At 60.5% G+C, this 23,330-nt stretch carries 20 protein-coding genes; 10 read left to right on the plus strand and 10 right to left on the minus strand.

The window, feature by feature from the left end:
* Position 1: 1 nt before the first annotated feature.
* Positions 2-1,234: an efflux RND transporter periplasmic adaptor subunit gene (locus QQK16_RS07570; RefSeq protein WP_284195842.1), complete on the minus strand. Its 1,233-nt coding sequence runs from the start codon at positions 1,232-1,234 to the stop codon at positions 2-4.
* Between the two features lie 269 nt (positions 1,235-1,503).
* Here QQK16_RS07570 and QQK16_RS07575 point away from each other — a divergent pair, with 269 nt between their 5' ends.
* From QQK16_RS07575 to QQK16_RS07590, 4 genes are all read left to right on the plus strand, one after another.
* The gene (locus tag QQK16_RS07575; protein ID WP_284195843.1) at positions 1,504-2,142 is read left to right on the plus strand and encodes a TetR family transcriptional regulator; all 639 of its coding nucleotides are present in this window, start codon (positions 1,504-1,506) and stop codon (positions 2,140-2,142) included.
* A gap of 576 nt (positions 2,143-2,718) precedes the next feature.
* Complete coding sequence (locus tag QQK16_RS07580; protein ID WP_284195844.1) at positions 2,719-3,171, plus strand: Hsp20 family protein; 453 nt, start codon at positions 2,719-2,721, stop codon at positions 3,169-3,171.
* A 227-nt stretch (positions 3,172-3,398) separates the two neighbouring features.
* Positions 3,399-4,982 carry a methyl-accepting chemotaxis protein gene (locus QQK16_RS07585; RefSeq protein ID WP_284195845.1) on the plus strand — a complete coding sequence of 528 codons (1,584 nt, stop codon included), beginning with the start codon at positions 3,399-3,401 and terminating at the stop codon, positions 4,980-4,982.
* Positions 4,983-5,009: 27 nt separating this feature from the next.
* Positions 5,010-5,294, plus strand: a complete 285-nt coding sequence (locus QQK16_RS07590; protein ID WP_284195846.1) for a DUF1294 domain-containing protein — start codon at positions 5,010-5,012, stop codon at positions 5,292-5,294.
* A gap of 90 nt (positions 5,295-5,384) precedes the next feature.
* Here QQK16_RS07590 and QQK16_RS07595 read toward each other — a convergent pair whose 3' ends face one another.
* Complete coding sequence (locus tag QQK16_RS07595) at positions 5,385-6,164, minus strand: TOBE domain-containing protein (RefSeq protein ID WP_284195847.1); 780 nt, start codon at positions 6,162-6,164, stop codon at positions 5,385-5,387.
* 121 nt (positions 6,165-6,285) lie between these two features.
* On the opposite strand from QQK16_RS07595, the gene modA reads away from it, so the two are divergent.
* Genes modA through modC form a run of 3 tightly spaced genes read left to right on the plus strand, consistent with a single transcriptional unit; the run spans position 6,286 to position 8,798 of the window.
* Positions 6,286-7,035 carry a molybdate ABC transporter substrate-binding protein gene (gene modA / locus QQK16_RS07600; RefSeq protein ID WP_284195848.1) on the plus strand — a complete coding sequence of 250 codons (750 nt, stop codon included), beginning with the start codon at positions 6,286-6,288 and terminating at the stop codon, positions 7,033-7,035.
* A gap of 24 nt (positions 7,036-7,059) precedes the next feature.
* Positions 7,060-7,728 carry a molybdate ABC transporter permease subunit gene (gene modB / locus QQK16_RS07605; RefSeq protein WP_284195849.1) on the plus strand — a complete coding sequence of 223 codons (669 nt, stop codon included), beginning with the start codon at positions 7,060-7,062 and terminating at the stop codon, positions 7,726-7,728.
* Positions 7,725-8,798 carry a molybdenum ABC transporter ATP-binding protein gene (modC, locus tag QQK16_RS07610; RefSeq protein WP_284195850.1) on the plus strand — a complete coding sequence of 358 codons (1,074 nt, stop codon included), beginning with the start codon at positions 7,725-7,727 and terminating at the stop codon, positions 8,796-8,798. The genes modB and modC overlap by 4 nt, the downstream gene beginning before the upstream one ends.
* Before the next feature lie 41 nt (positions 8,799-8,839).
* On the opposite strand, the gene QQK16_RS07615 is transcribed toward modC, so the two are convergent.
* The 4 genes from QQK16_RS07615 to QQK16_RS07630 all read right to left on the minus strand — a co-directional run bounded on the left by QQK16_RS07615 (position 8,840) and on the right by QQK16_RS07630 (position 13,213).
* Positions 8,840-9,790: a D-2-hydroxyacid dehydrogenase gene (locus tag QQK16_RS07615; RefSeq protein ID WP_439954235.1), complete on the minus strand. Its 951-nt coding sequence runs from the start codon at positions 9,788-9,790 to the stop codon at positions 8,840-8,842.
* A gap of 73 nt (positions 9,791-9,863) precedes the next feature.
* The gene (locus QQK16_RS07620) at positions 9,864-10,640 is read right to left on the minus strand and encodes a DUF2189 domain-containing protein (protein ID WP_284195852.1); all 777 of its coding nucleotides are present in this window, start codon (positions 10,638-10,640) and stop codon (positions 9,864-9,866) included.
* 105 nt (positions 10,641-10,745) lie between these two features.
* Entirely contained in the window at positions 10,746-11,075 is a 330-nt protein-coding gene (locus tag QQK16_RS07625) for an FKBP-type peptidyl-prolyl cis-trans isomerase (protein WP_284195853.1), read from the minus strand.
* A 110-nt stretch (positions 11,076-11,185) separates the two neighbouring features.
* Positions 11,186-13,213, minus strand: coding sequence for a PhoX family protein (locus tag QQK16_RS07630; protein ID WP_284195854.1), 2,028 nt, complete (start codon positions 13,211-13,213; stop codon positions 11,186-11,188).
* Positions 13,214-13,494: 281 nt separating this feature from the next.
* Between QQK16_RS07630 and QQK16_RS07635 the strand changes: the two genes are divergently transcribed.
* Together QQK16_RS07635 and QQK16_RS07640 are read left to right on the plus strand one after the other, a co-directional pair.
* On the plus strand, positions 13,495-15,114 hold the full coding sequence (locus QQK16_RS07635; protein WP_284195855.1) for an RCC1 domain-containing protein: 1,620 nt from the start codon (positions 13,495-13,497) through the stop codon (positions 15,112-15,114).
* Positions 15,115-15,128: 14 nt separating this feature from the next.
* A complete protein-coding gene (locus tag QQK16_RS07640) occupies positions 15,129-16,583 on the plus strand; it encodes a S8 family peptidase (RefSeq protein WP_284195856.1) in 1,455 nt (484 codons plus the stop codon).
* 76 nt (positions 16,584-16,659) lie between these two features.
* Here the strand turns inward: QQK16_RS07640 and QQK16_RS07645 are convergent, their stop codons facing one another.
* From QQK16_RS07645 to QQK16_RS07655, 3 genes are all read right to left on the minus strand, one after another.
* Positions 16,660-19,266, minus strand: a complete 2,607-nt coding sequence (locus tag QQK16_RS07645) for a M1 family metallopeptidase (RefSeq protein WP_284195857.1) — start codon at positions 19,264-19,266, stop codon at positions 16,660-16,662.
* A 166-nt stretch (positions 19,267-19,432) separates the two neighbouring features.
* The gene (locus QQK16_RS07650; protein WP_284195858.1) at positions 19,433-20,113 is read right to left on the minus strand and encodes a DUF4197 domain-containing protein; all 681 of its coding nucleotides are present in this window, start codon (positions 20,111-20,113) and stop codon (positions 19,433-19,435) included.
* A 14-nt stretch (positions 20,114-20,127) separates the two neighbouring features.
* Complete coding sequence (locus QQK16_RS07655) at positions 20,128-20,589, minus strand: methylglyoxal synthase (RefSeq protein WP_284195859.1); 462 nt, start codon at positions 20,587-20,589, stop codon at positions 20,128-20,130.
* A 37-nt stretch (positions 20,590-20,626) separates the two neighbouring features.
* On the opposite strand from QQK16_RS07655, the gene corA reads away from it, so the two are divergent.
* Entirely contained in the window at positions 20,627-21,742 is a 1,116-nt protein-coding gene (corA, locus tag QQK16_RS07660; RefSeq protein ID WP_308446998.1) for a magnesium/cobalt transporter CorA, read from the plus strand.
* An 89-nt stretch (positions 21,743-21,831) separates the two neighbouring features.
* Here the strand turns inward: corA and QQK16_RS07665 are convergent, their stop codons facing one another.
* A complete protein-coding gene (locus QQK16_RS07665) occupies positions 21,832-23,328 on the minus strand; it encodes an ATP-binding response regulator (RefSeq protein WP_284195860.1) in 1,497 nt (498 codons plus the stop codon).
* Positions 23,329-23,330 lie beyond the last annotated feature (2 nt).

The raw sequence follows: 23,330 nt of genomic DNA on the forward strand, positions 1-23,330 counted from the left end.
CTTATTGCTTGGCAGCTGGCGCGTGTTGGGCTGCAGCTGCCTTGGCGGCTTCTTCGGCGGTTTGCGGCACGATGGGGGCGAAGGGGAAGAAGATGCGGGCCATGCCATCCACAATGACCTTGTCGCCGGCCTTCAGGCCTTGCTTGATCACCCAGCCATTCGGTTCTTTGCCATCCAGCCTTACCCAGTCGCCGACAACGACGGGAGTGGGCACGGCAGCGGGCTTGCCATCCTTGCCTGCACCCACGGTGTAGACAAACTTGCCCTGCGGGCCATCCAGCACGGCGCGCTGGGGTACGGCAATAGCATTGGGGCGGGTGGCGCCGCTGAGCAGCACACGTACAAACTGGCCGGGGCTCAGTTCATTCTTGGGGTTGGCCAGTTCAGCACGGGTGGAATAGGCGCCGGTATTGTTGTCGGCCTTGTAATCGCTGAAATCCAGTTTGCCGGTTTGTTTCAGCCATTGGCCGCCGGCCGTCTTCAGCTTCACCACGTAGCCGCCCTCTGGCAACCTCAGGCTACCGGCTTCCAGTTCGGCAGCCACACGGCTGTGATCGGCTTCCGAGATGGCGAAGTTCACATGGATGGGATCGGTCTGGGCCATGGTGGCCAGCAGGCTGTCACCCTGGGCATTGGCCAAGGCACCTTCAACCTTCAGCGCACGACCGATGGCGCCAGTTATGGGAGCACGCACATCGGTGTAGCCCAGATCGATATTGCTGGCCCGTGCCTGGGCTTGGGCCGCTTTCAGGCTGGCACGGGCTATATCCAGTGCGGATGCTGCGTTGTCGTATTCCTGCTGGCTGACGGCCTTGGCCTCGATCAGCGGCTTGAGCCGGTTGTAATCGCGCTCAGCCTGCTTGAGTCGGGCTTCTGCTGTGGTCACATTGGCGTCTGCCGCAGCGGCAGCAGCGGCAAACGGGGCTGGGTCGATACGGAACAAGGGCTGGCCGGCCTTGACCTGGCTGCCTTCGGTGTAAAGGCGCTTGTCAACGATACCGCTGACCCGGGCGCGGATCTCGACTTCACGCGAGCCGGCAGTCTGGCCGGGATATTCAAAATCAACCGGGACATCGCCTGCCACCAGGGTCTGGTAGGTGACCATGGGTGGCGGAAAGCCTCCGCCGCCTTGCTGGGGGGCCTGGCCGCAGGCAGCCAGCAGGCCGCTGAGTATCAGTACCGGCGCCAGGCGCTTGGCATGGGGTAAGGAGGGGATGGTGCGTGAGGCGTGCATGGGTAAGTCCTCGCGATACTAAGAAAAGAAAGCGCTGGGGCTGGCGGGCCCGGATGCAATGGCGGTAGATAGGCAGCATAGGTAGCACTGCCCGCTACCGCCAAGCGACAGTGTGTATTTCCCCCACGATACAGTTGGCACTGCACCGTGTGGCCCGCCTGCCAGATTTGACGTAGGAGCGGATTTTAGATACATACACGTATGTTTGTAAACACTGCTGACGCCAGGGTTATTAATTTCTTTGGCGGTACGGCAATATATAATTGGCTATGGCTAGACGAACCAAGGAACAGGCGGCGGAAACGCGCGAGCAGCTGCTGGATGCAGCTGAGCGGGTTTTCCATGCAAAAGGGGTGAGCCGCGCCACCCTCGACGATATCGCCCGCGATGCAGGACTGACGCGGGGAGCGGTGTATTGGCACTTTGATAACAAGACGGCCATCTTCACTGCCATGTGTGACAGGGTGTCGCTGCCCATGCAGGCCATGCTGGACGCACAGGTGGCTGATCCAGGCCCCGACCCGCTGGGACAGCTGACACGCGACGGCGCCCGCATACTCTGCCTGGTGGCCAATGACAGCCGCACCACGCGGGTATTCGAGATCATTCTGTTCAAGACAGAGCTGTGCGAGGTGGTGGCTGAGGTCATGGCCGAAGAAGCTGAACGCGCTGCCCGGTGCCGACGCCAATTGAGCACGGTGCTGCAGGCCGCACAGCGCCTGGGGCAGATTCCTGCCCATGTGAATTGCGATCTGGCTGCCTTTGCCCTGAACAGCTACCTGATAGGCTGCATACGCGAGTGGCTGGAGCTGCGCGAGTTCAATCTTGCCGACCAAGCCGAGTGGTTGATGCAAACCTTTTACGCGGGCTTGCAACACGCACCGCCACCGCCTGCCAAAGTCGAGTAAGCCTACGGCCATATGCGTTTCCCCCGGTCTGTTTGGCTGCAGTCTGCACAGGGGCTACTGACAACGTGTTGTCAGTAGTTTGCAGGAACACCGGGTGAGCGTGGACCTATCTCACTGCATACGGCTGCAGAAATAGTGCGTGTTCTCCCCCAAACGGAGGATTCGCAAAAGATCACGCCGCGATATATTCCATCTCGTAGTGACATGTCAGTAGATGAAATCATCACGGCAGCGCTAAGGAACACCAAGAGGAGGAGGACCTCGCATCCGTTGCAGCAAGGCCTGGCCAATTTGGCGCCGATGGCGACGGTAGGTGGTGCATAGATGGGTATAGATTCTGATACGTGAAACCGGCCCGATACGCGGGCTGGATAGTTGAAAAAAGGCGGTGATCGGCGACGGTTATCGCCTTTTTATATGGCTGTAGCGGCAAGGTGCTGGTAGCTGCTCGGTGCTGCCAGGATTTTTGAAAAGATCACGCTTGAAATCCGAAAACACGTTCATATCTTCCTCTTGCGGGTGCTCAACGGAGGCCCGCCAACAACCGATATCGCTTGCTATCAGAGGATATGAACCATGCAAAACTTCGACTTCTCCCCCCTGTATCGTTCCGCCATAGGTTATGACCGCCTGGCCCACATGATGGATGAGGCGCTGCGCAATGATGCACAGCCCAGCTATCCCCCCTACAACATCGAGTTGCTGGGCGACGACCAGTACCGTATCTCCATGGCGGTTGCCGGCTTTGACCGTAGCGAACTGGATATCGAGATAGAGCGCGACACGCTCAAGGTGGTCGGCCGCAAGCAACGCGCCGATGCCAAGCCCACCTTTCTGCACAGAGGCATTGCTACCCGCGACTTCGAGCACCGCTTCCGCCTGGCCGATCATGTAAAGGTCGTCAGCGCCGCTCTCGAGAATGGCCTGCTCAATATCGAGCTGGTGCGAGAGATCCCCGAGGTGCTGAAACCGCGAAAGATCGCCATTGATGGCGACAATGTGCATATGCTGGAGCGCAGGGCTGCATAAGACCTAGCACATTGATGGATAACACTATGGCCGGGATATCCCCGGCCATAGTCATTTGAGCTGGCTTTAGCGGTTGAAGCGGCGCTCATGGTGAAAGTGTTACTGAGGGCAGTGCCTACTCAAGCGAGCAGATTGGCCTTGTATATATCCCTACTGGTTGTAGGCTTATTGAGCCCACGTGGCGCAGGAGGCGCGCCGGGCCTGTAACCCAAACGGAGCTGGATGCCATGAGAAAAAACCTGCCTGTCACCGAGGTGGAGCGTCATCTTGACCCCAAACGCCCGGTGGTCACCAAGACCGATCTGAAGGGCATTATTCGTTATGCCAACCCGGCATTCATCGAGATCAGTGGTTTCCAGAAAGAAGAACTACTGGGGAGTTCACACAATCTCATCCGTCATCCGGACATGCCACCTGAAGCCTTCGCCGACATGTGGCGTACTCTTCAGTTGGACTTGCCCTGGCGAGGCCTCGTTAAGAACCGCTGCAAGAATGGCGATTTCTATTGGGTAGAGGCCTATGCCACCCCGCTCTACGAGCAGGGGAAGAAAGTGGGCTATATGTCGGTCCGCAACCGTCCTGATATCGCCGAGGTCAGGCGCGCCGATGCCCTTTACCGCGCCGTAAACCAGAAGCAGCTAGCTTTTCCTGCTACGCGTGCGGCACGTCGGATACCCATGGCGGCCCGCATGCTGGCATTGGCGCTTATACCGGTACTGCTGATGGATGGCTTGCCACTGTTGGGTAGCCCGTTCTGGCTGACTGCCTTTACCGGACTCATTGTAGCGGGCGGTTTGGGTGTGTGGACATGGCTGGGCATGCAAGTACCGTTGCAGCGAGCCGACTTGGCCTTGCGCAAGCTGTCTGAGGGCGACTTTCGTTTTGAGTTGAATACCGATGCAGCCCGTGAATATGCGCAGCTACTGAATGGCCTTAAGTCCATGCAGATCAATTTGCGCGCCGTCATGTCCGACGTGGTCTCTGCGGCAGACTGCGTCAGCGACCAGTCCCGCTCGGTAAACCAGGAGGTGGCGGATGTGGTGCATCGGGGTAACCAGCAGTCCGATGGCATTGCCAGTGTGGCGGCGGCATTGGAGCAGTTATCTGTCTCGGTGAATGAAATTTCCGAGGCAACCGCACGTAGCTCACACCATGCGCAAACCACCATGACGCTGGTGGGGGAGGGGGTGGGTGCCATGCGTTCTTCCCTGTCGGTCAGTCATGAGCTGGTGGAGCGAGTACACGGTGCACAGACCGTCATTGATCAGTTGAGCCACGAGGTATTGGCCATCAACAAAGTGACCCTGACCATCAAGGAAATTGCCGACCAGACCAATCTGCTGGCACTCAATGCCGCAATCGAAGCGGCGCGGGCTGGTGAAGCCGGGCGCGGTTTTGCAGTGGTGGCGGACGAGGTGCGCAAGTTGGCTGAACGTACCACGCAAAGCACCACCGAAATCGCTACTACCATAGATCGTATCGTGGGTCAGACCCATACTGCGCTAGCGGCCATGCAACTTGCGACAGGCAAGGTGGAGGAGAGCACCCGCTTTATACATCAGAGCCATGCTGCGCTGGATGCGATCAAGGCCTCCAGTGAGGAGGTGTCTGCGTCAGCTCAGGATATTGCCAACATGCTGAGCCAGCAAAGCCAGGCCTCGGGTGAGGTTGCCCGTAGCATGGAGCGCATGAGTGCACTGACCGAAGAGAACAGCAATAGCATGGGGGCGGCTGGCGGTTCGGTGGAGCAGCTATCGGAAACTGCAGGAGAGCTGCACCTGCTGGTCAAGCATTTCGAGCGGGGCTTGTAGGGGTATCTTGGTCGGTGCATTGTTATCATGGCGGGGATGACTCTGGTGTATCTATTCCTGCTTTCTTTGCTGCTAAGCGCGGTCAGCCTGGCGGCCTATGCGTGGGACAAGGCCATGGCGGTACGGGCTGGACGTCGTATTCCGGAGCGTCACCTGCACCTGCTGGCAGCGTTAGGTGGCTGGCCAGGTGCACTGCTGGCGCAGCGATGGCTACGCCATAAAAACCGTAAGGTCGGGTTTCAGCTTGTTTTCTGGTTGTCGGTCCTGCTCAACCTGTCTGGCTGGGCGGGCTATTACTGGCTAGCAAGCTGAACGCCCTTTTGTGCGCCGACCCATGGGACGCTTTCTGATGCCGAGGTTCAGGCGCGGTTTGGAGAAGCGCCCCATGGACAACCGCTACGCTCAATAGCCCACGCCCAGAATGATGTTGCCTGCGGCGATATGCGCTGTGACAGGTTGGTGCGTTGGCCAAGCCTCCACTTTGTCTACCTGGGCTACCAGGCTGAGACCATTGCTCAGCAAGACGGCGACTTCTGCCTGCCCTGACTCACGCAGCAAGGGGCTGATATGGCCGTGCAGGGTATTGTCACCCGGCACCTCTGACCGATTGTGCCCGGCAGTCAGGCGTACCCAGGAGGCTTTGACCAGGGCCGCAACAGCGCTGCCGGGCCTTAGCTCCAGCAATTCGGTGCTCTCGCGGGTGATGGTGGCAAGTAGGGTGAGATCGCCTGGCAGGGTAAGCGTGATCTCATCATTGCTAAGTCCCGGCGCAATATGGCTGACCGTGCCATAGAGCTGATTGCGGGCACTGGTTTTAAGCATGAGCTTACGCAGCGTTTGCAGGCTGCTCTTGGCGTCGGGCAGGGCAGCCAGATCGCGCAGCAGGCTACGCTGCAATTGTTCCATGGCGCGATAGACGCTGATCAGGTGTCGCCCGGAAGGAGTTAACTGGGCGCCGCCGCCCCCTTTGCCACCGATATTGGTACTGACCAACGGGGTTTCGCTCAATCCATTCAAATCATCCAGCGCATTCCAGGCACCGCGATAGCTGAGCCCTGCCGCCTTGGCGGCCTGGCTTATGGAACCGCTCTCGGCGATGGCTTCCAATAGCAGTATGCGGTTGGCAGGTATGGGCGAGCCGCCTTCGGTGCCCAGTGCAGGGATCAGCGGCAGGGTAGCCATGGGGCTTGGGGTAGGCTGTAGATGGGCATGACATCATTGTAGGGCACTTGGTCACTTAGTATCGCTATGTAGTAAGCTACATAGCGATACTGAGTGACAGCCCATCTTTGGAGTGGTGTACATGAAGAACCTGACCCTGTTGGCGATGCCCTTGCTTATGACGCTCGCGCCAAACGTACATGCGGCCGAGGTGCAGTTGGCGGTGGCAGCGAATTTTGCCGTGCCCATGCAGAAGATAGTGGCGGCATTTGAGCAGTCGACCGGGCACAAGGTGCTGCTAAGCAGCGGGGCGACAGGCAAGTTCTATGCGCAGATCAGCCAGGGCGCGCCGTTCGAGGTCTTGCTGGCCGCTGACGATGAAACGCCGAGACGGCTGGTGCAGGATGGCCAGGCTGTTGCCGCAAGCCAATTTACCTATGCCCAGGGAAGATTGGCACTGTGGAGCGCCAAGCAGGGCGTGGTGGACAATGCGGGTGCGGTATTGAAAACGGCCAGCTTCAAACACCTGGCCATCGCCAATCCCAAGGTGGCTCCTTATGGTGTGGCGGCCACGGAGGCGATGATTGCGATGGGCGTCTACAGCAGCATGTTGCCCAAACTGGTACAGGGCGAGAGCATTGCCCAGGCATATCAGTTTGTCTCGACTGGCAATGCCGAGTTGGGCTTTGTAGCCTTGTCGCAAGTCTATGAGCATGGCCGGATGCGTAGTGGTTCTGGCTGGGTTGTTCCGGCACAGCTGCATACGCCCATCAAGCAGGATGCCGTCTTGCTGGTTCGTGGCCGCGACAACCCGGCGGCCAGCGCCTTGCTCGGTTATCTGAAAACGGATGCAGCCAGAGCCGTGATGGCGAGCTACGGCTATGTCCACTAATGGCCATCGGGGCGGCCTTACATCATGACTACCGATGACTGGGTCGCTATCTGGCTCACCGCCAAACTGGCGACCTTGACCACCGTGTTGCTGCTGGGTCTGGGCACACCACTGGCCTGGTGGCTGGCGCGTACCGATAGTTTCTGGTCGCGTTGTGTCGGGGCATTGGTGACCATGCCGCTGGTACTGCCGCCTACCGTGCTGGGCTTCTACCTGCTGTTGCTGATGGGCAGCCAGGGGCCGGTTGGGCAGTTCACTACCTGGCTGGGGCTGGGGCTGCTGCCTTTTACCTTCACAGGCTTGCTTATTGCCTCTGTTATCTACTCGCTGCCGTTTACCGTGCAACCCTTGCAGCAGGCTTTCCGGGCCATAGGTGCGAGGCCGTTGGAGGTGGCCGCTACCTTGCGCGCCTCGCCTTACGACACCTTTTTCAGCGTGGTTCTCCCCCTGGCGCGGCCAGGGTTGATTACCGCGGCCGTCATGAGTTTTGCCCACACCGTGGGAGAGTTTGGCGTGGTACTGATGATAGGGGGCAATATCCCCGGCCAGACTCGGGTGATCTCGGTGCTGCTCTATGACCGTGTCGAGGCGCTGGAATACACGCAGGCGCATTATCTGGCGGCAGGCATGCTGGTATTCAGCTTTGTGGTCTTGCTGGGGCTACATCTGCTAAACCGGGAGCGGCGGGTATGAGCGTCCGAGCTAATTTGACATGCGGGCTGGGGGCTTTCCGGCTGGCTGCCGAACTGAGCCTGCCCGGCAATGGGGTGACTGCCCTGTTTGGCGCATCGGGTTCGGGCAAGACCAGTCTGCTGCGTTGCCTGGCGGGTCTGGAGCCTACGGCGCGCGGCTATCTGGAGGTATCGGGCGAGGTCTGGCTCGACAGTGAGCGCGGGATTGCGCTATCTACCCACTTGCGTGGCGTGGGCTTGGTGTTTCAGGAGGCCAGTCTGTTTGCGCATCTGGACGTACGCCGCAATCTGGAATTTGGCTTGCAGCGTACCCCCGTGGCGCAACGGCGACTGCACTGGGAGGGGGCGCTGGAACTACTGGGCATAGCTCATCTGCTGGAACGCTTGCCGACGCGGCTCTCTGGTGGCGAGCGCCAACGGGTGGCTATCGCCCGCGCCTTGCTGGCGTCGCCACGGATGCTGCTGCTGGATGAGCCGCTCGCTGCGCTGGATCAGCCGCGTAAAGACGAGATATTGCCTTACCTGGATAGGCTGCATCGTGAGCTTGCCATCCCCATGGTCTATGTGACCCATGCCATGGAAGAAGTCAGCCGCCTGGCTGACCATCTGGTTTTGCTGGAAGCAGGCAGGGTGGTCGCTGCCGGCCCGTTGTCCAGCACCTTGGCCCGCCCGGATCTGCCTGCCAGTTTTGAGGACGAGATCGGGGTGATCGTGCAGGCCGTGGTGGCCCATGTGGACAGCCAGTACCAGTTGGCGCACCTGAGCTGCGCCGTTGGAGAGCTGCGCGTACCCCGGCAGGGCCTGAAGCCCGCCGATGGCTGCAGGGTGCGCATACGGGCCCGAGATGTCAGCCTGACGTTGCACGAAGAAACGGACACCAGCATCCTCAATCGCTTGCCGGGCATGGTGGCGGCCATCCACCCATCATCCCATCCCGCGCAAGTGCTGGTCAGCCTGCTGGTGGGGGAGTTGCCGCTGGTGGCACGCATTACCCGCCTGTCTTGCGACAAGCTGCAGTTGCAGGTGGGCAGCAAGGTGTGGGCGCAGATCAAGTCAGCTGCGCTGCTTTAGAGCGGCTGGCCAGGGCTGCTTATGGCCCAGGCTCGCGGCATTTAAACCAGATTACGGGGCGTGCCGGCAGCCCAAAGCTCGATGTTCTCTATCAATTGCTCTGCCAGCCGGCTCATGGCCTCGAAACTGGCCCAGCCTATGTGGGGTGTCACTATCAGGTTGGGTAGCCCTGCATCCAACAGCGGGTTGCCATGGCGGGGGGGCTCTTCGTGCAGCACGTCTACGCCGGCCCCACCCAGGTGTCCGCAACGCAGTGCCTCCAGCAAGGCCGTCTCATCGACTATGCCACCGCGTGCCGTGTTGATCAGCACGGCACCTGGCTTCATGGCGGCCAGGGCGGTGGCATCTATCAAGCCACGGGTGGTGTCGTTGAGTGGGCAGTGCAGGCTGATGATGTCAGCCACACGCAGGCCCTGCTCGAAGTCGATATGGCCTGGCCGTACCTCAGTAGCTCCCTTGCGCTCTGCAAACACGACATGCATGCCAAAGGCGCGCGCCAGCTTGGCCGTGCCCTGGCCCAGGGAGCCGCTGCCAACTACCAGCAGGGTGCGACCGCTCAGGTCGCGAACGGTGGCACCAAAGTGACAGAAATAGGGGGACTGCGCCCACGCCCCCTTGGCCAGATCCTGCTGATAGGCTGGCAGGTTGCGCATCAGCGCCAGCATCAGCATCAAGGCGTGCTCGGGCACAGTTGTGTCGGCATAGCCACGGATATTGCTTACCGCTATGCCACGCTGGCGGGCCACGGCCAAATCGACATTATTGACGCCTGTCGCCGCCACGGCGATAAACTTGAGCCGGGGCAGGGCGGCCAGGGTGGTGGCGTCAAGCATCACCTTGTTGCTGATGACCACATCGGCTTCCTGGCATCGGGCAATGATCTCTGCGTTCGCGGTGGCATCGAACGCTTGCCAGTGGTGCGGCAGCCTGGGAGTGCGCAGTGGGGCGGGTAGGCTAGCGCGATCAAGGAAGACGATATTCATGGTGGTGATTAGCGGTGGGCTGTCGAGACGGCAATGCTAACGCATCGCCATCTTTGCGGCCCACCTGTCGTTGAACAGGCGCTTACTCGATCAGGGCGCGATAGGCATGCCAGGTGGCATGGCCTACCAGCGGCACCGTCAGCGCTACGCCTACACCCCACAAGGCAAAGCCGGCCAGCACGATCAGCACGATGATGGCGCCCCAGGTCAGCATGCAGACCGGATTGGCCAGGCATACCCGTACGCTGGCAAACAGGGCATTGAAGGTATCCGCGTCGCGATCCAGCATGATGGGAATGGATACAACCGACAGGGCGAAGGTTAGCAGGGCAAACAGGGCACCCGAGCCTAGCCAGATGATCATGAAGGTCATATTGTCTGGCTGCAGCAGGAACTTAGGTGTCAGCATCACCGCGACGGACGGGATGTCGTCGGTAAAGAACAGGGCGAACACCACCACCGAGACGCGCATCCAGCCGGCCACCAGCAAGGCCAGGATGATGGCAAACAGGCTGATGCCCGAGGCATTGATGCGCAATGCAGTTAACGTGGGCAGCAGCTTTACCTTGTCGACCGTCTCATGTCGGCGGCTGATCTCATATAGGCCCAGGCAGATGAAGGGGCCGGCCAGGAGGAATGCCGTGACCAGGGTCATGGTGTGTTCCGGTGCGTAGCCAAACAGGCCGCGTATGGCCCAGCCCATGGCGACAAAGGCGCTGCCGTAGAACAGCAGGCCGGTTGGTGTGGCGCGGATATCGCCTAGTGCCAATTTGAGCCATTTGAACGGCGTGTGCCAGGGCAGATCGCGCACACGGGTATGCAGCACCACGGGAGGTGCATCGTCGAGCAATTCCGCCATAAGGTGTCTCCTCGTTATTGTGGGCGGTGATTGATTCGAACTGGTCAAGGCGACACCTGGCCGCCTTGACGATGCGTAGTGAACTACGCTGCCGCTAGGCGGCGCTTATTCCAGGCCCAACAGCTCCACCTCGAACACCAGTACGGCGTTGGGGGGAATCACGCCACCTGCACCGCGCGCACCGTAGCCCATGGCTGGGGGAATAGTCAGCTTGCGTACGCCGCCTATCTTCATGCCTTGCACGCCCTGGTCCCAACCCTTGATGACATGGCCTGCACCCAGGGGGAAGGAAAAGGGGATGCCGCGATCCTTGCTGGAATCGAACTTGGTGCCATCGGTCAGCCAGCCTGTGTAATGCACAGTTACTTCCTGGCCAGCCTTGGCTTCGGCACCGTCGCCGGTCTTGATATCGTCAATGATCAGGGTATCGGTCATGGTATTGCCTTCTTTGTATACGAGAGTGAAAACGGCAGGATGATACGCCCAGCGGCAAAAAAATAGGGCCGACGTGTGCCGGCCCTAAGGGAGTGTTGCGTGTTGCCCGACTAGCTGCCGATTTTACCGCCATCGACCTTGGTAATGATGACGGTGGCGGAACGGGGACGCCCGCCATTTGCATCCGGCCATTTGCTGAATACCAGCGGGTTCTGCAGGGTGTAGACATCTGCCGAGGTGCCCGTGGGGATGGTAGGCCGATTGGGGTGGCTGCCTAGCTCGCCGGGGTGCTGCACATTGATGAACAGCGTCTTCATGTCAGGCGTGAAGGTGATGCCGGTGATTTCACAGCCCGAGGGGCCGACCAGGAAGCGGCGGATTTCACGGGTCTTGGGGTCGGCAACCAGCATCTGATTATTGCCCTGACCGGCGTAGTTGCCAGTATTGGCGGCGCTGCCGTCGGTTTGTATCCACAGCCGGCCATCATGGTCGAACGCCAGACCATCGGGGCTGTTGAAGGTGTTGCCTGCATTGATATTGCTGGAGCCGGCCGATTTCAACGGTGTGGCCGAGGGGTTGCCGGCGAGTACGAAATGATCCCATTCGAACGTCAAGGCGGCGGCATCGCCCCCGGTTTCACGCCAGCGGATGATCTGGCCATAAACGTTGCTGGTGCGGGGGTTGGCGTCATCAGTGGTGCTACGGCCCGAATTGTTGGTTAGGGTCAGGTAAACCTCCTTGGTGGTGGGGTGTACCGAAACCCATTCCGGCCTGTCCATCGGGGTGGCGCCGGCCACGGTGCCAGCCTGGCGGGCATTGATCAGCACGCTGGCCTGGTCAGGCAGGGTGGCATCGGCCTTCAGGCTGGCATTGGCTTCCTTGTCCAGCAGCAGCCACTCGCCCGTACCCATGGAGTCACCCTTGGTGGCGCCATCGCTGAATCGGGCCACATACAGTTTGCCGCTCTCCAGCAGGTTGCGGTTGGTCGGCGCGGTGGGGTTGGCTGCATCGTACTTGCCATCCGAGACGAACTTGTAGACGAACTCGCCCGCTTGATCATCGCCCATGTAGACCACCACGCGGCCATCGGCGGCGATGGCATAGGCGGCGTTTTCGTGCTTGAAACGCCCCAGTGCAGTGCGCTTCTTGGGGGTGGAGGTCGGGTCGAACGGGTCGATTTCAACGATCCAGCCAAAGCGGTTCGATTCGTTCGGCTCCTTGGACCAGTCGAAACGGTTGTCGAAATCCTCCCAGCGATAGCCTGAGCGGCCAGAGGACAAACCGTAGCGCTTCATCAGCGCGGTCTGGCTGGCACCGCTCACCGTCGTGCCAAAGTAGCCGTTGAAGTTCTCTTCACAGGTGATATAGCTGCCCCATGGGGTATAGCCATTGCCGCAGTTGTTGAGGGTGCCGAAGGCATAGCTGCCGAACGGGTCGGCGCTGGTCTTGAGCAGGGCGTGCCCTGCCGCAGGGCCGGTCATCAGCATGGGAGTGTTGCCGTGGATGCGGCGGTTGTAGGCCGAGCCGACCACCAGCTGCCATTTGCCGGCCGCATCCTTCTTGATATGGACCACCGAGACGCCATGGGCATGCTGGGCCTTACGTACCTTGTCCAGCGTCCAGGTGCCGAAAACATCGGTCTGGCCAGGTTCATAGGCGAAGAAGTACTCCGGGTTGATGTACTCGTGGTTCATCACCAGCAGGCCTTCGCTGCTATTGGTGCCACCGATGGGGAAGTAATGCATGCCATCGTGGTTGTCTCCCATCTGCAAGGCTTGGTCTGCACCCGTGTTGGAGCCATCCGGCTTCCAGGCAGGCGCACCCTTGACCAGGGGGGTACCCCAGGGAACGAAAGCTTCGGCCACATAACCCTCGGGCACCACGATGGCATCACCGCTGCTAACGCTGACCTGCTTGAAATTCAGCATGGGGGCTTGTGGCGGTACGGGCGCCACGGGCTCGGTACCACCATCGCTGCTGCAGGCGGCCAGATTGCCGCCCAGGAAAGCCACGGCGCCCAGGCCGAGTCCGCTTTTCAGTATTCCACGACGCGAGACGACACGGTCGACCAGTTGGTTGAAGTGCTCTGCCCGGCTGGGGTTGATCGAAATGTTCTCGTTGTCGTCGAACTGACTCATGGTGCGCTCCAGGGGGAGGGGAGTGGGAAGGAGCGCGGATTATTGAGGGGCTATATTACGTCGCGTTGAAGGATTTGTTGCGGTCATAAAACCCGGTATGAATAACAATCTGCGGGGTGATGGCGACAGCAGTGTTGTAAAAAAGGCGTGGTCGCGTGAATTGTCGCTTTTTTGCTGGCACTGCATGCGTGCAGGCTCGACTATCGCAAGCTTGCCGCGAGCTACGCCGCAAGCAGAGCTGTCCTAGCAGCCAGCTGAATTAGATGCGAAGGAGTATTCCCTTGAAACACGCCCCCTCGGCTAACTGGGCCCTGTTGCCCCTCGTCGCTGCGCTTACTGCCTGTATGGGCAATAGCGACGCACCGCCTACCCCGGTACCGCCACCCAGTGTCAAACTCGATGTATTCGGCGCCCGTGGCGATGTGCTGATCGCCGTTCCTACCGTGGCTAACTGCAGTCCGACGGCGACCCAATATAACTGGAAAGATGCCCAAGGCCGCACTCTGGGTCAGGCGGATCGGCTGACCGATACCGTGCCGGAAGAGCCGGTGACCGTCACCGCCACCTGCGGTACCGCGAGCGATACACGCACCCTGGATCGCCGCCGGGTATTTGCCAGTGCAGCAGCCTTTGCCGTACTCAAGGCAGACGGCACGGTTGAAGCCTGGGGCCACCCGATCTGGGGTGGCGATGCCAGCAATGTTGCCAGCAAGCTGATTGGCGTAAGGCAGATCGCGGGCAGCGAACGCGCATTTGCTGCCGTACTGGCAGACGACACGGTGGTGACCTGGGGCTCCAGCCTGGCCGGCGGGCGCTCTGACACGCCGACGTCGCCCTTGACCGGCGTGGCCGATGTCTTGCCCGGCGAGCTGGCCTTCCTGGCGCGCAAGAAGGATGGCACCGTGGCCAGCTGGGGTTCGGGCCGGATACTGTTTGATGGCGAAGGTGCAACCTTTTCGGTGCCCACGGTGTTGACCGAGGATGTGGCGGCACAGCTGACCAATGTGAGCAGCTGGGCCAGCAATGACAGTGCTTTTGCCGCACTGAAGCAGGATGGCAGCGTGGTGGCCTGGGGCGACCCGGATGTTATCTTTGATGCCGATCCGGCACAGCTGCATGATGTGGTGCAGTTGCAAGCCAACCGCACCGATTTTGCCGTGCTGCGCAAGGATGGTTCGGTGTTCACCTGGGGTGCTGGCTTTGGTGGCTATCCTGGCGAAGACACTGCCAAGTTGTTGCAAAGCGGGGTCAAGACCCTCTATAGCAGCGGCCTGGCTTTTGCTGCACTCAAGACCGACGGCAGTGTGGTGGCCTGGGGCGGCGATGGTTTCTCTGACTACGGCAACAATGCCAGTGCTGTGGCGGCCGAGTTGAGCAAGGTCAACCGTGTCTACGGTAACCATGTGGCCTTTGCCGCCCATAAGGCCGATGGCAGCGTCGTGAGTTGGGGCGAGCCCTATCGTGGCATTGCCGGCTACACCGCCATCAAGAGCAAGCTGGTTCAGGTTCGCGATGTCGTAGCGACCGAAACCGCCTTTGCTGCCTTGCGCCGTGACGGCACGGTGGTGGCCTGGGGCGACCCGGAGAACGGGGGCGATGCCAGTGCGATAGCCAACAGCAATTTCGGTGTTCTGGCGGTGTATGCCAACCACCGGGCCTTTGCCGCCTTGCGCCTGGATGGCAGCGTCCTGACCTGGGGTGCCGCCGCCGATGGTGGCGATAGCAGCAGTGTGGCCAGCCAGCTCAAGGGGGTGCGCGCCATCTATCGCAGCGCCTTTGGCGGCTTCCTGGCACAGCGCCAGGATGGCAGCTTCGTGACCTGGGGTGGCAAGCATGCCGGCGGCGATAGCAGTGCCGTGGCTGCACGTCTTACCCGTATCCCGTATTTCAAGACGAACTGAGGAGTCAGCCGCACATGTTTCGTCAAAACAAACTCTCATCGCTGAGCCTGGCCGTGGTGCTGGGCGCCGCCTTGGCCGCGCCGGCCCACGCAGGTACCAAGCAACCCACGGCATCGGCAGAGCAGCCGCATTCGCAGCCTCGCCTGCAGGCCAGGTCTGCAGCCACGCGTGTCCAGCGAGCCAATGACATGGTCAGTTCTCTGATCGTGAAATTCAAGCGCAATGCCGCAGGCGCCAGCCTGAGCCGCGCCCAGGCCATGCAGCAAGGGGCCGAACGTGCCCAGAGGTTGGCCCCTATCGCTGCCAAGAGTGGGCTGAGCATCAGCCACACCCGGCAGTTGAGTATCGGTGCCGATGTCTTCAAGCTGGGTCGTTCCATCAGTGTCGCAGCTGCTTTCCGCCTGGCGCGTGAAATGCAACGCAACAACCCGGACATCGCCTACGCGGAGCCGGACGTGATCAACCGCATCATGGCCGTACCCACCGACCCCTATTACAGCATGCAGTGGGATATGTACGAGCCTGCTGGCGGCATGAATGTCGAGCGCGCCTGGAACATTACCCGTGGCGAAGGTGCCGTGGTGGCTGTGCTGGATACCGGTGTGCGAGCCCATCCGGACCTGGTGGCCAACCTTTTGCCGGGCTATGACTTCATCAGCAGTGACGCGGCTGGTAATGATGGTGATGGCCGTGATGCGGACCCCACCGACCCAGGCGATGATTGTGGCCAGGGTAGCAGCTGGCATGGCACCCATGTGGCCGGCACAGTCGCTGCCGTGGCCGACAATGGCATAGGCGTGGCTGGCGTGGCGCCGGCAGCCAAGGTGGTACCGGTGCGCGTGCTGGGCAAGTGTGGCGGCAGCAGTGGCGACATCATTGATGCCATGGTTTGGGCATCGGGCGGCACCGTGACCGGTGTTCCCGATAATGCCAACCCAGCCCGTGTGCTGAATCTGTCGCTCGGTAGCGCCATTCCTTGCCTGAACAGCTATCGCGAAGCCGTAGCGCACGTCAGCAAGCTGGGTGCCCTGGTGGTAGCGGCAGCCGGCAATGAGTCGCAGAACGTGCGTAGTGCCCAGCCGGCCAGCTGCCCTGGTGTGCTGGCGGTATCCGCTACCACCCGTGCCGGCGGCCGGGCGTACTACTCCAACTACGGTTCGCTTGTGTCATTGGCAGGCCCCGGTGGTGAGACCTTTGAGGCAAGTGACGGCATCTTGTCGACCTTCAACGAGGGTCTGAGCGAGCCGGGTGCCGACAGCTATTACTTCTATCAAGGTACTTCCATGGCGGCACCGCATATTGCCGGCTTGGCAGCGCTGATGCTGTCGGTCAACCCCAGGCTGACCTCCGCCCAGTTGCGGGCTCTCATGCAGCAGACAGCTAGACCATTCCCATCGGCCTGTGCCGGTTGCGGTGCGGGCATAGCTGATGCAGAGGCAGCAGTGAAAGCAGCGCAAGCGGCAAAGTAAGCGCGCTAATTGTGGTATGAAAAAAGCCGGGGTTCTAACCCGGCTTTTTTTGTTTCCAACACCTGTCCTTGGGCGACTATGAACTGAAGGTCGCGAGATAAGCAGCCAGGCTTTGTTGCTGGGTATCGCGATACACCGCGCACAGGCGTATGGCTTCCAGCGACTGTCTTAGGGTGTTGGGGCCACCGTTGTAGCGCGTGGCCAGCGGGCCGAAGAAGGTTTCCACCGCACGGGCCTCGTCCTGCCCACAGAACTGGTTGAAATCCCGAGGCAGATTGCCTGGGCCATCCTTGGACAAACGCTGTGTCAGCGGCTTGTACGCCTGCATGACAAAGCGTAGTGCGCCTTTGCGCAGCTCGGGATTGTCATTCTGCGTACGCAGCATGCGTCTTGCCTCGCGGATGTCGTGCTGCTTGTTCAGCAACAATCCCCGCGCTGCTTCAGCCAGGGCGGGCTCACGCAGGTTGCCCAGCGCCGAGTAGATGTCCTCCCGTTCGTTGCGATCGACAGCCTGCAGCACACGGGCTTGCAAGGCATCAAACAGGGGGCGGTCACCTTCCAGGGCGGCGGTCTTGAGGATGCTTCCACGCACTGATACATCGAGGGTGGCCTTGCCAGCAAGCCATTGCCGTGTGAGCAGCCCGGCCTCCTTGCGTAGCAGCGCATCTTGCCCGTAGTCGGCCAATTGCGTTAGCAGGCTGGCGCGCAGCAGGTTGTCGGCATCACTCTCGCCTGACTTGACCAGCCAACCCAGTTTCCGCGTGCGCTCGCCAAAGGCTTGCTGCCATAGTGCAGCGTAGGCACGCTGCTGATCTGGGGACACCAACGGTGCCGCACTCTTGAGCAGGGTCGCCGCTGCCTCGACAACTTCGCGGCGCGGGTGTTTGGCCGCATAGGCCGCCAATGACAAGGCATCAGCCAGGGGGAGATCACCCGATTCCGTCAGCGCCTGGGCATCATCAAGGTCGGCCAGCATTTCGTTGTCGCTGGGCTTGCCTAGGGTCATCAGCTTGTGCAGCAGGCCGGGGGCGTAGGCAACCCGGTAGTAGCCGGTGCCGCCGGCGTTGGCCTGTACCCAGCTTGGGCAGCGGGTGTCCGGCAGCTTGACGCTGTCCTGGTCCTGCTTGAGCAGTAAGCGGGTCTGGCCGGCTGGCGTGCGGATATTCAGCGGTATATGCCATAGCGCATCCTGCGTGCCCATAGAGCCCTTGGGCAGGAAGCGCTGCTGGCTGACCCTGAGCGTGGGCGCAGCGCTACAGTCCAGGCTGACGCTGACCTTGGGAATACCCGGCTGGGAGATAAAGCTGCGGAACGCCGCCGCGACCTCGGGCTGATCGCCCGCCATGGCTTGGATAAAGTCGCTGCCCTTGGCGTTGCTCCAGGCATGGCGCTTCATGTAGCGACCGACACCGGCCCGGAATTGCGCATCGCCCAGCCAGGTCTCGAACATGGCCAATATGGTCTGGCCCTTGTCATAGGTAATGCTGTCGAATGCACCACCCATATCCTGATTGGTGAGTATGGGCTGGTGTACCCGGCGGGCACTGGCCAGGCGGTCGGTCCGCATGGCCTTGGCGCGCGAGTACTGCAAGCTGCTGTCCCATTGCCACTGGGGCATGATTTCGGTGGTGATCTTGTCACCCATCCACGAGGCGAACGCCTCGTTCAGCCACAGATCATCCCACCAAGCCATAGTGACGTAGTTGCCAAACCACTGATGAGCCAGCTCGTGGGAGGCCACCGCCACATAGTCGCGCTGGAAGCTGGTGGTTTCCTCATAAGGCTTGGCCAGTAAGAGGCCGGATTGATAGGTAATCAGGCCGGCATTTTCCATGGCGCCAAATCCCTCGGTCAGCGGCAGTACCAGGCTGTCCAGCTTCTCGTAGGGGTAGGGCATGCCAAAATAGGCCTCCAGCTTGGCCACAATGCCGGGTGTAACCTTGGCCGCAAAGCGGGCGTCGGCCGCGCGACCGCGCGGGGTGATATAGCGCAGTGCCGTGTTGCCTACCTTGCCACCATCCAGCACGTCGAACGGGCCGACACCAAATGCCACCAGATAGCTGGGCATGGGTTTGCTGGTCTGGAAGTCCACCCGTTTCCAGCCGGGCTTGGCCGGGCTCTCCTTGATGGCGGGTGTATTGGCCACCGCCATCAGATTGTCGGGTACGGTCAGCGACAGGGACCAGGGCACTTTCCAGCCAGGTTCATCAAAGCTGGGGAAAGCCATGCGCGCGCCGGTGGATTCAAACTGGGTGAAGGCATACCAATCACCGGCCTCATGCTGGCGGAACAGGCCGTAGACGTCCTTGTCCTGGATATGCCCGTCGAATGCCAGCTTGAGCTGGCCTATGCCGGCTGGTACAGGCTGGCTGAAACGCAGGTCCATCAGGTCGTCGTCCAGCACCCGGGCGCTGGCGCGGTAGGTCTTGCCGCCCAGCTCCAGCAGGGCAGAGCGTACGGCAATGCCGGTTGCATTGAGCCGTAGTGTCTTGCTGGGATGCAGTACGTCCACTTCTATGGTGACTGTGCCGCTATGCCGGGGTTGTGCTGGGTCCAGGGTCAGCGCGACATCGTAGGCCAGCGGGCGTATGTTGTCGGGCAAACGCATGGGCAGGGGTTCCTGGCCTGCCAGTACCTGGGTGGCAAGCAGGCTGAGTAGTACCAGGCGGGTGAGCCGCTTCATCTTATCGTCCTCTTGATGCCCGGCCAGGCCGGGTAAGGGGGCGACTATAGCAAAATGACATCGGCAAACCGCTTAAACCGCGACGAGCTGCCATAGGCGCGGATAGATGGCGGGCAATACCCAACAGGGGCAAGGACATTCCTGGGCGGGTAGTCTGCAGCGCTGGTTACAGAACACCAAAAACCTTGCGCAGCAATTTGCTGGCCTGGCCCATCGGATCGGCCCGGATGGATTTTTCCTCCTTGGCTATCATCAGGAAGAGTCCGTCTAGCGTACGCTGGGTGACATAGTTGTCGAGGTTGGCGTCCTCGCGCTTGATCAAGCCTAACTGGGCCGCCTGGCCGGCGTAGGCATTGTATTTTTCGGCCAGTTTCACCTTGGCGGTGGCCTTTTCCACTATAGGCTTGAAACGCGCACTGATCGCTTCGCTGGTCGTGCGGCGAAAGTAGTCGGTCGCCGCTGTTTCGCCTCCCGCCAGAATACCCTTGGCGTCCTGCCAGCTCATTTTCTTAATGCTGTCGACCAGCACCGGCTTGGCCTCCTGTACGGCTTTTTCGGCAGCGCGATTCATGCTGGTGACCAGCTCGTCAGCACGCTCGCCTTGGCCCAGGGTACGTAACAGTTTTTCTGCCTTGCGCAAGCCGTCCGGCAGGGGAATCTTCACTTCGCTGTTGCCCAGAAAACCATCCGCCTTGCCGAGCTGCCCTACCGCCACAGTGGCAGCCTGGGTCAGTGCTTCCTTGAGCCCGCTGGCGGCATCCTTGTTGTTAAGCTGATCCAGCCCCTCCGCCTGGGCGAACAGGCCAGCGGTGAGCAGCAGGGTAAGCAGGTAGCGGCGAGTGCGCATGGTGTTCTCCAGTATCAATTGGGGATGGTACGGGCCTGGTGGGCACTGTAATCGGGAACGCTACGGCGATAGGCCGCCGAGATCAACGGCGAGCTGATGATGAAGTCTGCGGTGGCACGGTTGCAAGCCATGGGTATGTTCCAGACCACGGCCATGCGCAGCAAGGCCTTGACGTCAGGGTCATGGGGCTGGGGTTCGAGCGGATCCCAGAAGAAGATCAGGCAATCAATCTGGCGCGAGACAATGGCGGCACCAATCTGCTGGTCGCCGCCCAGTGGTCCGCTCTGGAAGCGGGCTACCGGCAGTTCCAGCTCAGCCTCCAGCAAGCTACCGGTCGTACCCGTCGCGTACAGGGTATGGCTTGCCAGTTCTGCCTTGTGGGTACGTGCCCAATCCAGCAGGTTGGCTTTCATATTGTCGTGCGCTACCAGGGCAATCTGCTTTTGTGCCGCCAGCGCGATTTCGATGTATTGCATAGGCCGGTCCTTGCTATGCCTGCCGCGGCAGGCTTTCATGATGAAGGAGCAACTGACAAAACCTGCTGCCGTTGCTGCACCAGCTTGCCGTATCCGCGCACAGCCTACGCTGGTGCGCCTGGCTGGCATCGCCACACTGGATTGGCTTAGCTGCAGCAAGTGGGTAAATGCGGAGAACACTATGCTGATCAACTGCGCGGCCTACCAGGCTGGTCATAAGCTTGCTGATTTGCCGGTGGCCGCCATCAGCGAATACGTGGGCAAGCCTGATTGCTTTGTCTGGGTAGCACTGAAGGATGCCACAGCAGAAGAGCTGACTGAAATGCAGGTGGAGTTCGGCCTGCACGAACTGGCGGTGGAGGATGCCCGCAATGGTCATCAGCGGCCCAAGGTTGAGGAGTATGGCAACACGCTGTTCTGTGTGCTGCATGTGCTGGACATGGATGAAGCCGGCTTGTTGGAGAAGGGGGAAGTAGCCATCTTTGTCGGGCCTAACTTTGTCTTGTCCATCCGCAATCGTTCACGCATTGGTTTCCTCAATGTGCGAGAACGTACCGAACGGGAGCCACACCTGCTGCAGCATGGCGCAGGCTATGTACTGTATGCCCTGATCGATACCGTGGTGGATCGCTATTTTGGCATTATCCACCGTCTGCAGGGCGAGCTGGAAACCATAGAAGATCGGATGTTTGCCGAGGATAATCCGGCACGCGCCAATATCGAAGCGCTATACACGCTCAAACGCAAGCTGGTGACGGTGAACCACGCCGTGGTGCCTTTGCTTGACGCCACAGCCCATTTGTACGGCGGGCGCGTGCCAGGGGTCTGCGTGGGCATGCATGAATACTACCGCGATGTCTACGACCATCTGGAACGCATCGTCAAATCGGCTGAGTCGCTGCGCGATATGTCCAGTACGGCGGTGCAGGTCAACCTGGCCATGATCTCGCTGGATGAATCTGCCGTGAGCAAGAAACTGGCGGGCTATGCTGCCCTGTTCGCGGTGCCCACCATGCTGGCCGGCATCTATGGCATGAACTTCGAGCATATGCCTGAGTTGAAGTGGAACCTGGGCTACCCGCTTACCCTGCTGGCCATGCTGGTGGTGGATGTGGTGCTGTGGTGGCGATTCAAACGGGCGGGATGGTTGTGAGAGCCCACCGTAGCAGGCTGCGCCGTTGTCTGTAGCCAGGCCATCCATAGCGGCTGCTCAACCCGTCACCGCCCAGCGATGACTGGCGTTCATGTCTGATTCTCTGCGGCCGGTAACGATATGACCATCAACGTCGGGGGCGCGCTTGGCTCGCTCAGCAGTTGGGCATCACCACCCTGTGCTTGTGCCAGGGAGCGGATAGCATAGCCATTACTAATCGGGCTGCCAGTGGGACGTTTGAAGAACTGTGCCTGCTCAGCCGGCGTGAGTGCATGGGGCATGCTCACCGTGATTTCGACCGGACCGTGGCGACCCAGATTGATTTCGAGCTCACCGGCTGGCGGGGCTGCGTCACAGGCATAATTGAAGAGGCTGTAGAACAGTGAATGGCAGAGCGTGGCATCGCCCTTCACTTCCAGCGATGCGCTACCGGTATTTTCGGTTAGCACTGCCAGCCGCACCGGCTTACCGGCATATCGCTGCTGGAATAGTGTGGCGAGATCACGCAGCAACTGCCCTATTGGGATGGCCTGTATGCTAGGTTGTATCTGGCCTGCTTCGATCTGCAGCAGCTTGCTGGAGAGATCGAGCAGCTCTATGGTCTGGCTGGTGGCCTGCTCGGCAGCGCTGGCCATGGCTTGCTGCTCGGGATTCAGCGCAGTTGCGCTTGCCAAGCTACGCAGGCCTGGGAGTATGGCTTGCAGGGGTTGTTTCAGGTCCTGCTGCATCAGCCTGTCCATCTCGCTACGCAGATGGGCCAGTTCGCGCAGGCGGTCGAAATCGGTCTGCAACTGGCGCTGATACTCAACATGGCGCATCAGGTTGCGCACCCGGAGCTTCATCAGTACCGGGTCTACAGGCTTGAATACATAGTCCACCGCTCCCATCGAGAGCCCCTTTTCGCGGGAGGCATCGTCGGTCAATCCGGTTACGAAAATAATGGGCATGTGTTCCGATGCTGGATGCTCGCGCAGCTTGGCGGCTACTTCAAAACCGTCCATGCCGGGCATCATCACATCCAGCAGCATCAGGTCGGGTGGGGAGTCCGACTGGCAGATGGCAATTGCTTTTTCACCGTTATGGGCCAGCTTGACCTTGTACTGGTCGCGGAAGAGACTGGCCACCAACTGCAGGTTCTCTGGGGCGTCGTCCACCACCAAGATGGTGCCCCGTTCGGGGTGTTCGTGCTCAAGCACCACGCCGACATCACGCTGCAAGACCTTGAGAATGCGCTCCAGCAAGCGCTTGCTGGTAAAGGGCTTGATCACCAGATCACCGATGCCCAGCCGTATCGCCTGCTCAGCTGAGCGCCGGTCCAGCCCGCCCGACATCAAGACAAAGGGCAGGTCTGCCAGGGCCGGCTCGCCGCGCATGGCCTCCAGCAGCGCCAGGCCGGTCATGTCCGGCATATTGAGTTCGCTGACGACGATATGGACGCGCTCTGCATGCATCTGCTTCAGTGCCGTGGTGCCGCTGTCTGCCTGCAGCACCCGGCCAAAGCCGCAGCCTTGCAGTTGTGCCGTCAGGGCGGCGCGCATGGGTGGATCGTCTTCAGCAATCAGTATGCTCAAGCCACTCAGGTTCATGT

The sequence above is a fragment of the Chitinimonas prasina genome, assembly GCF_030160395.1.
GTDB lineage: Bacteria > Pseudomonadota > Gammaproteobacteria > Burkholderiales > Chitinimonadaceae > Chitinimonas > Chitinimonas prasina.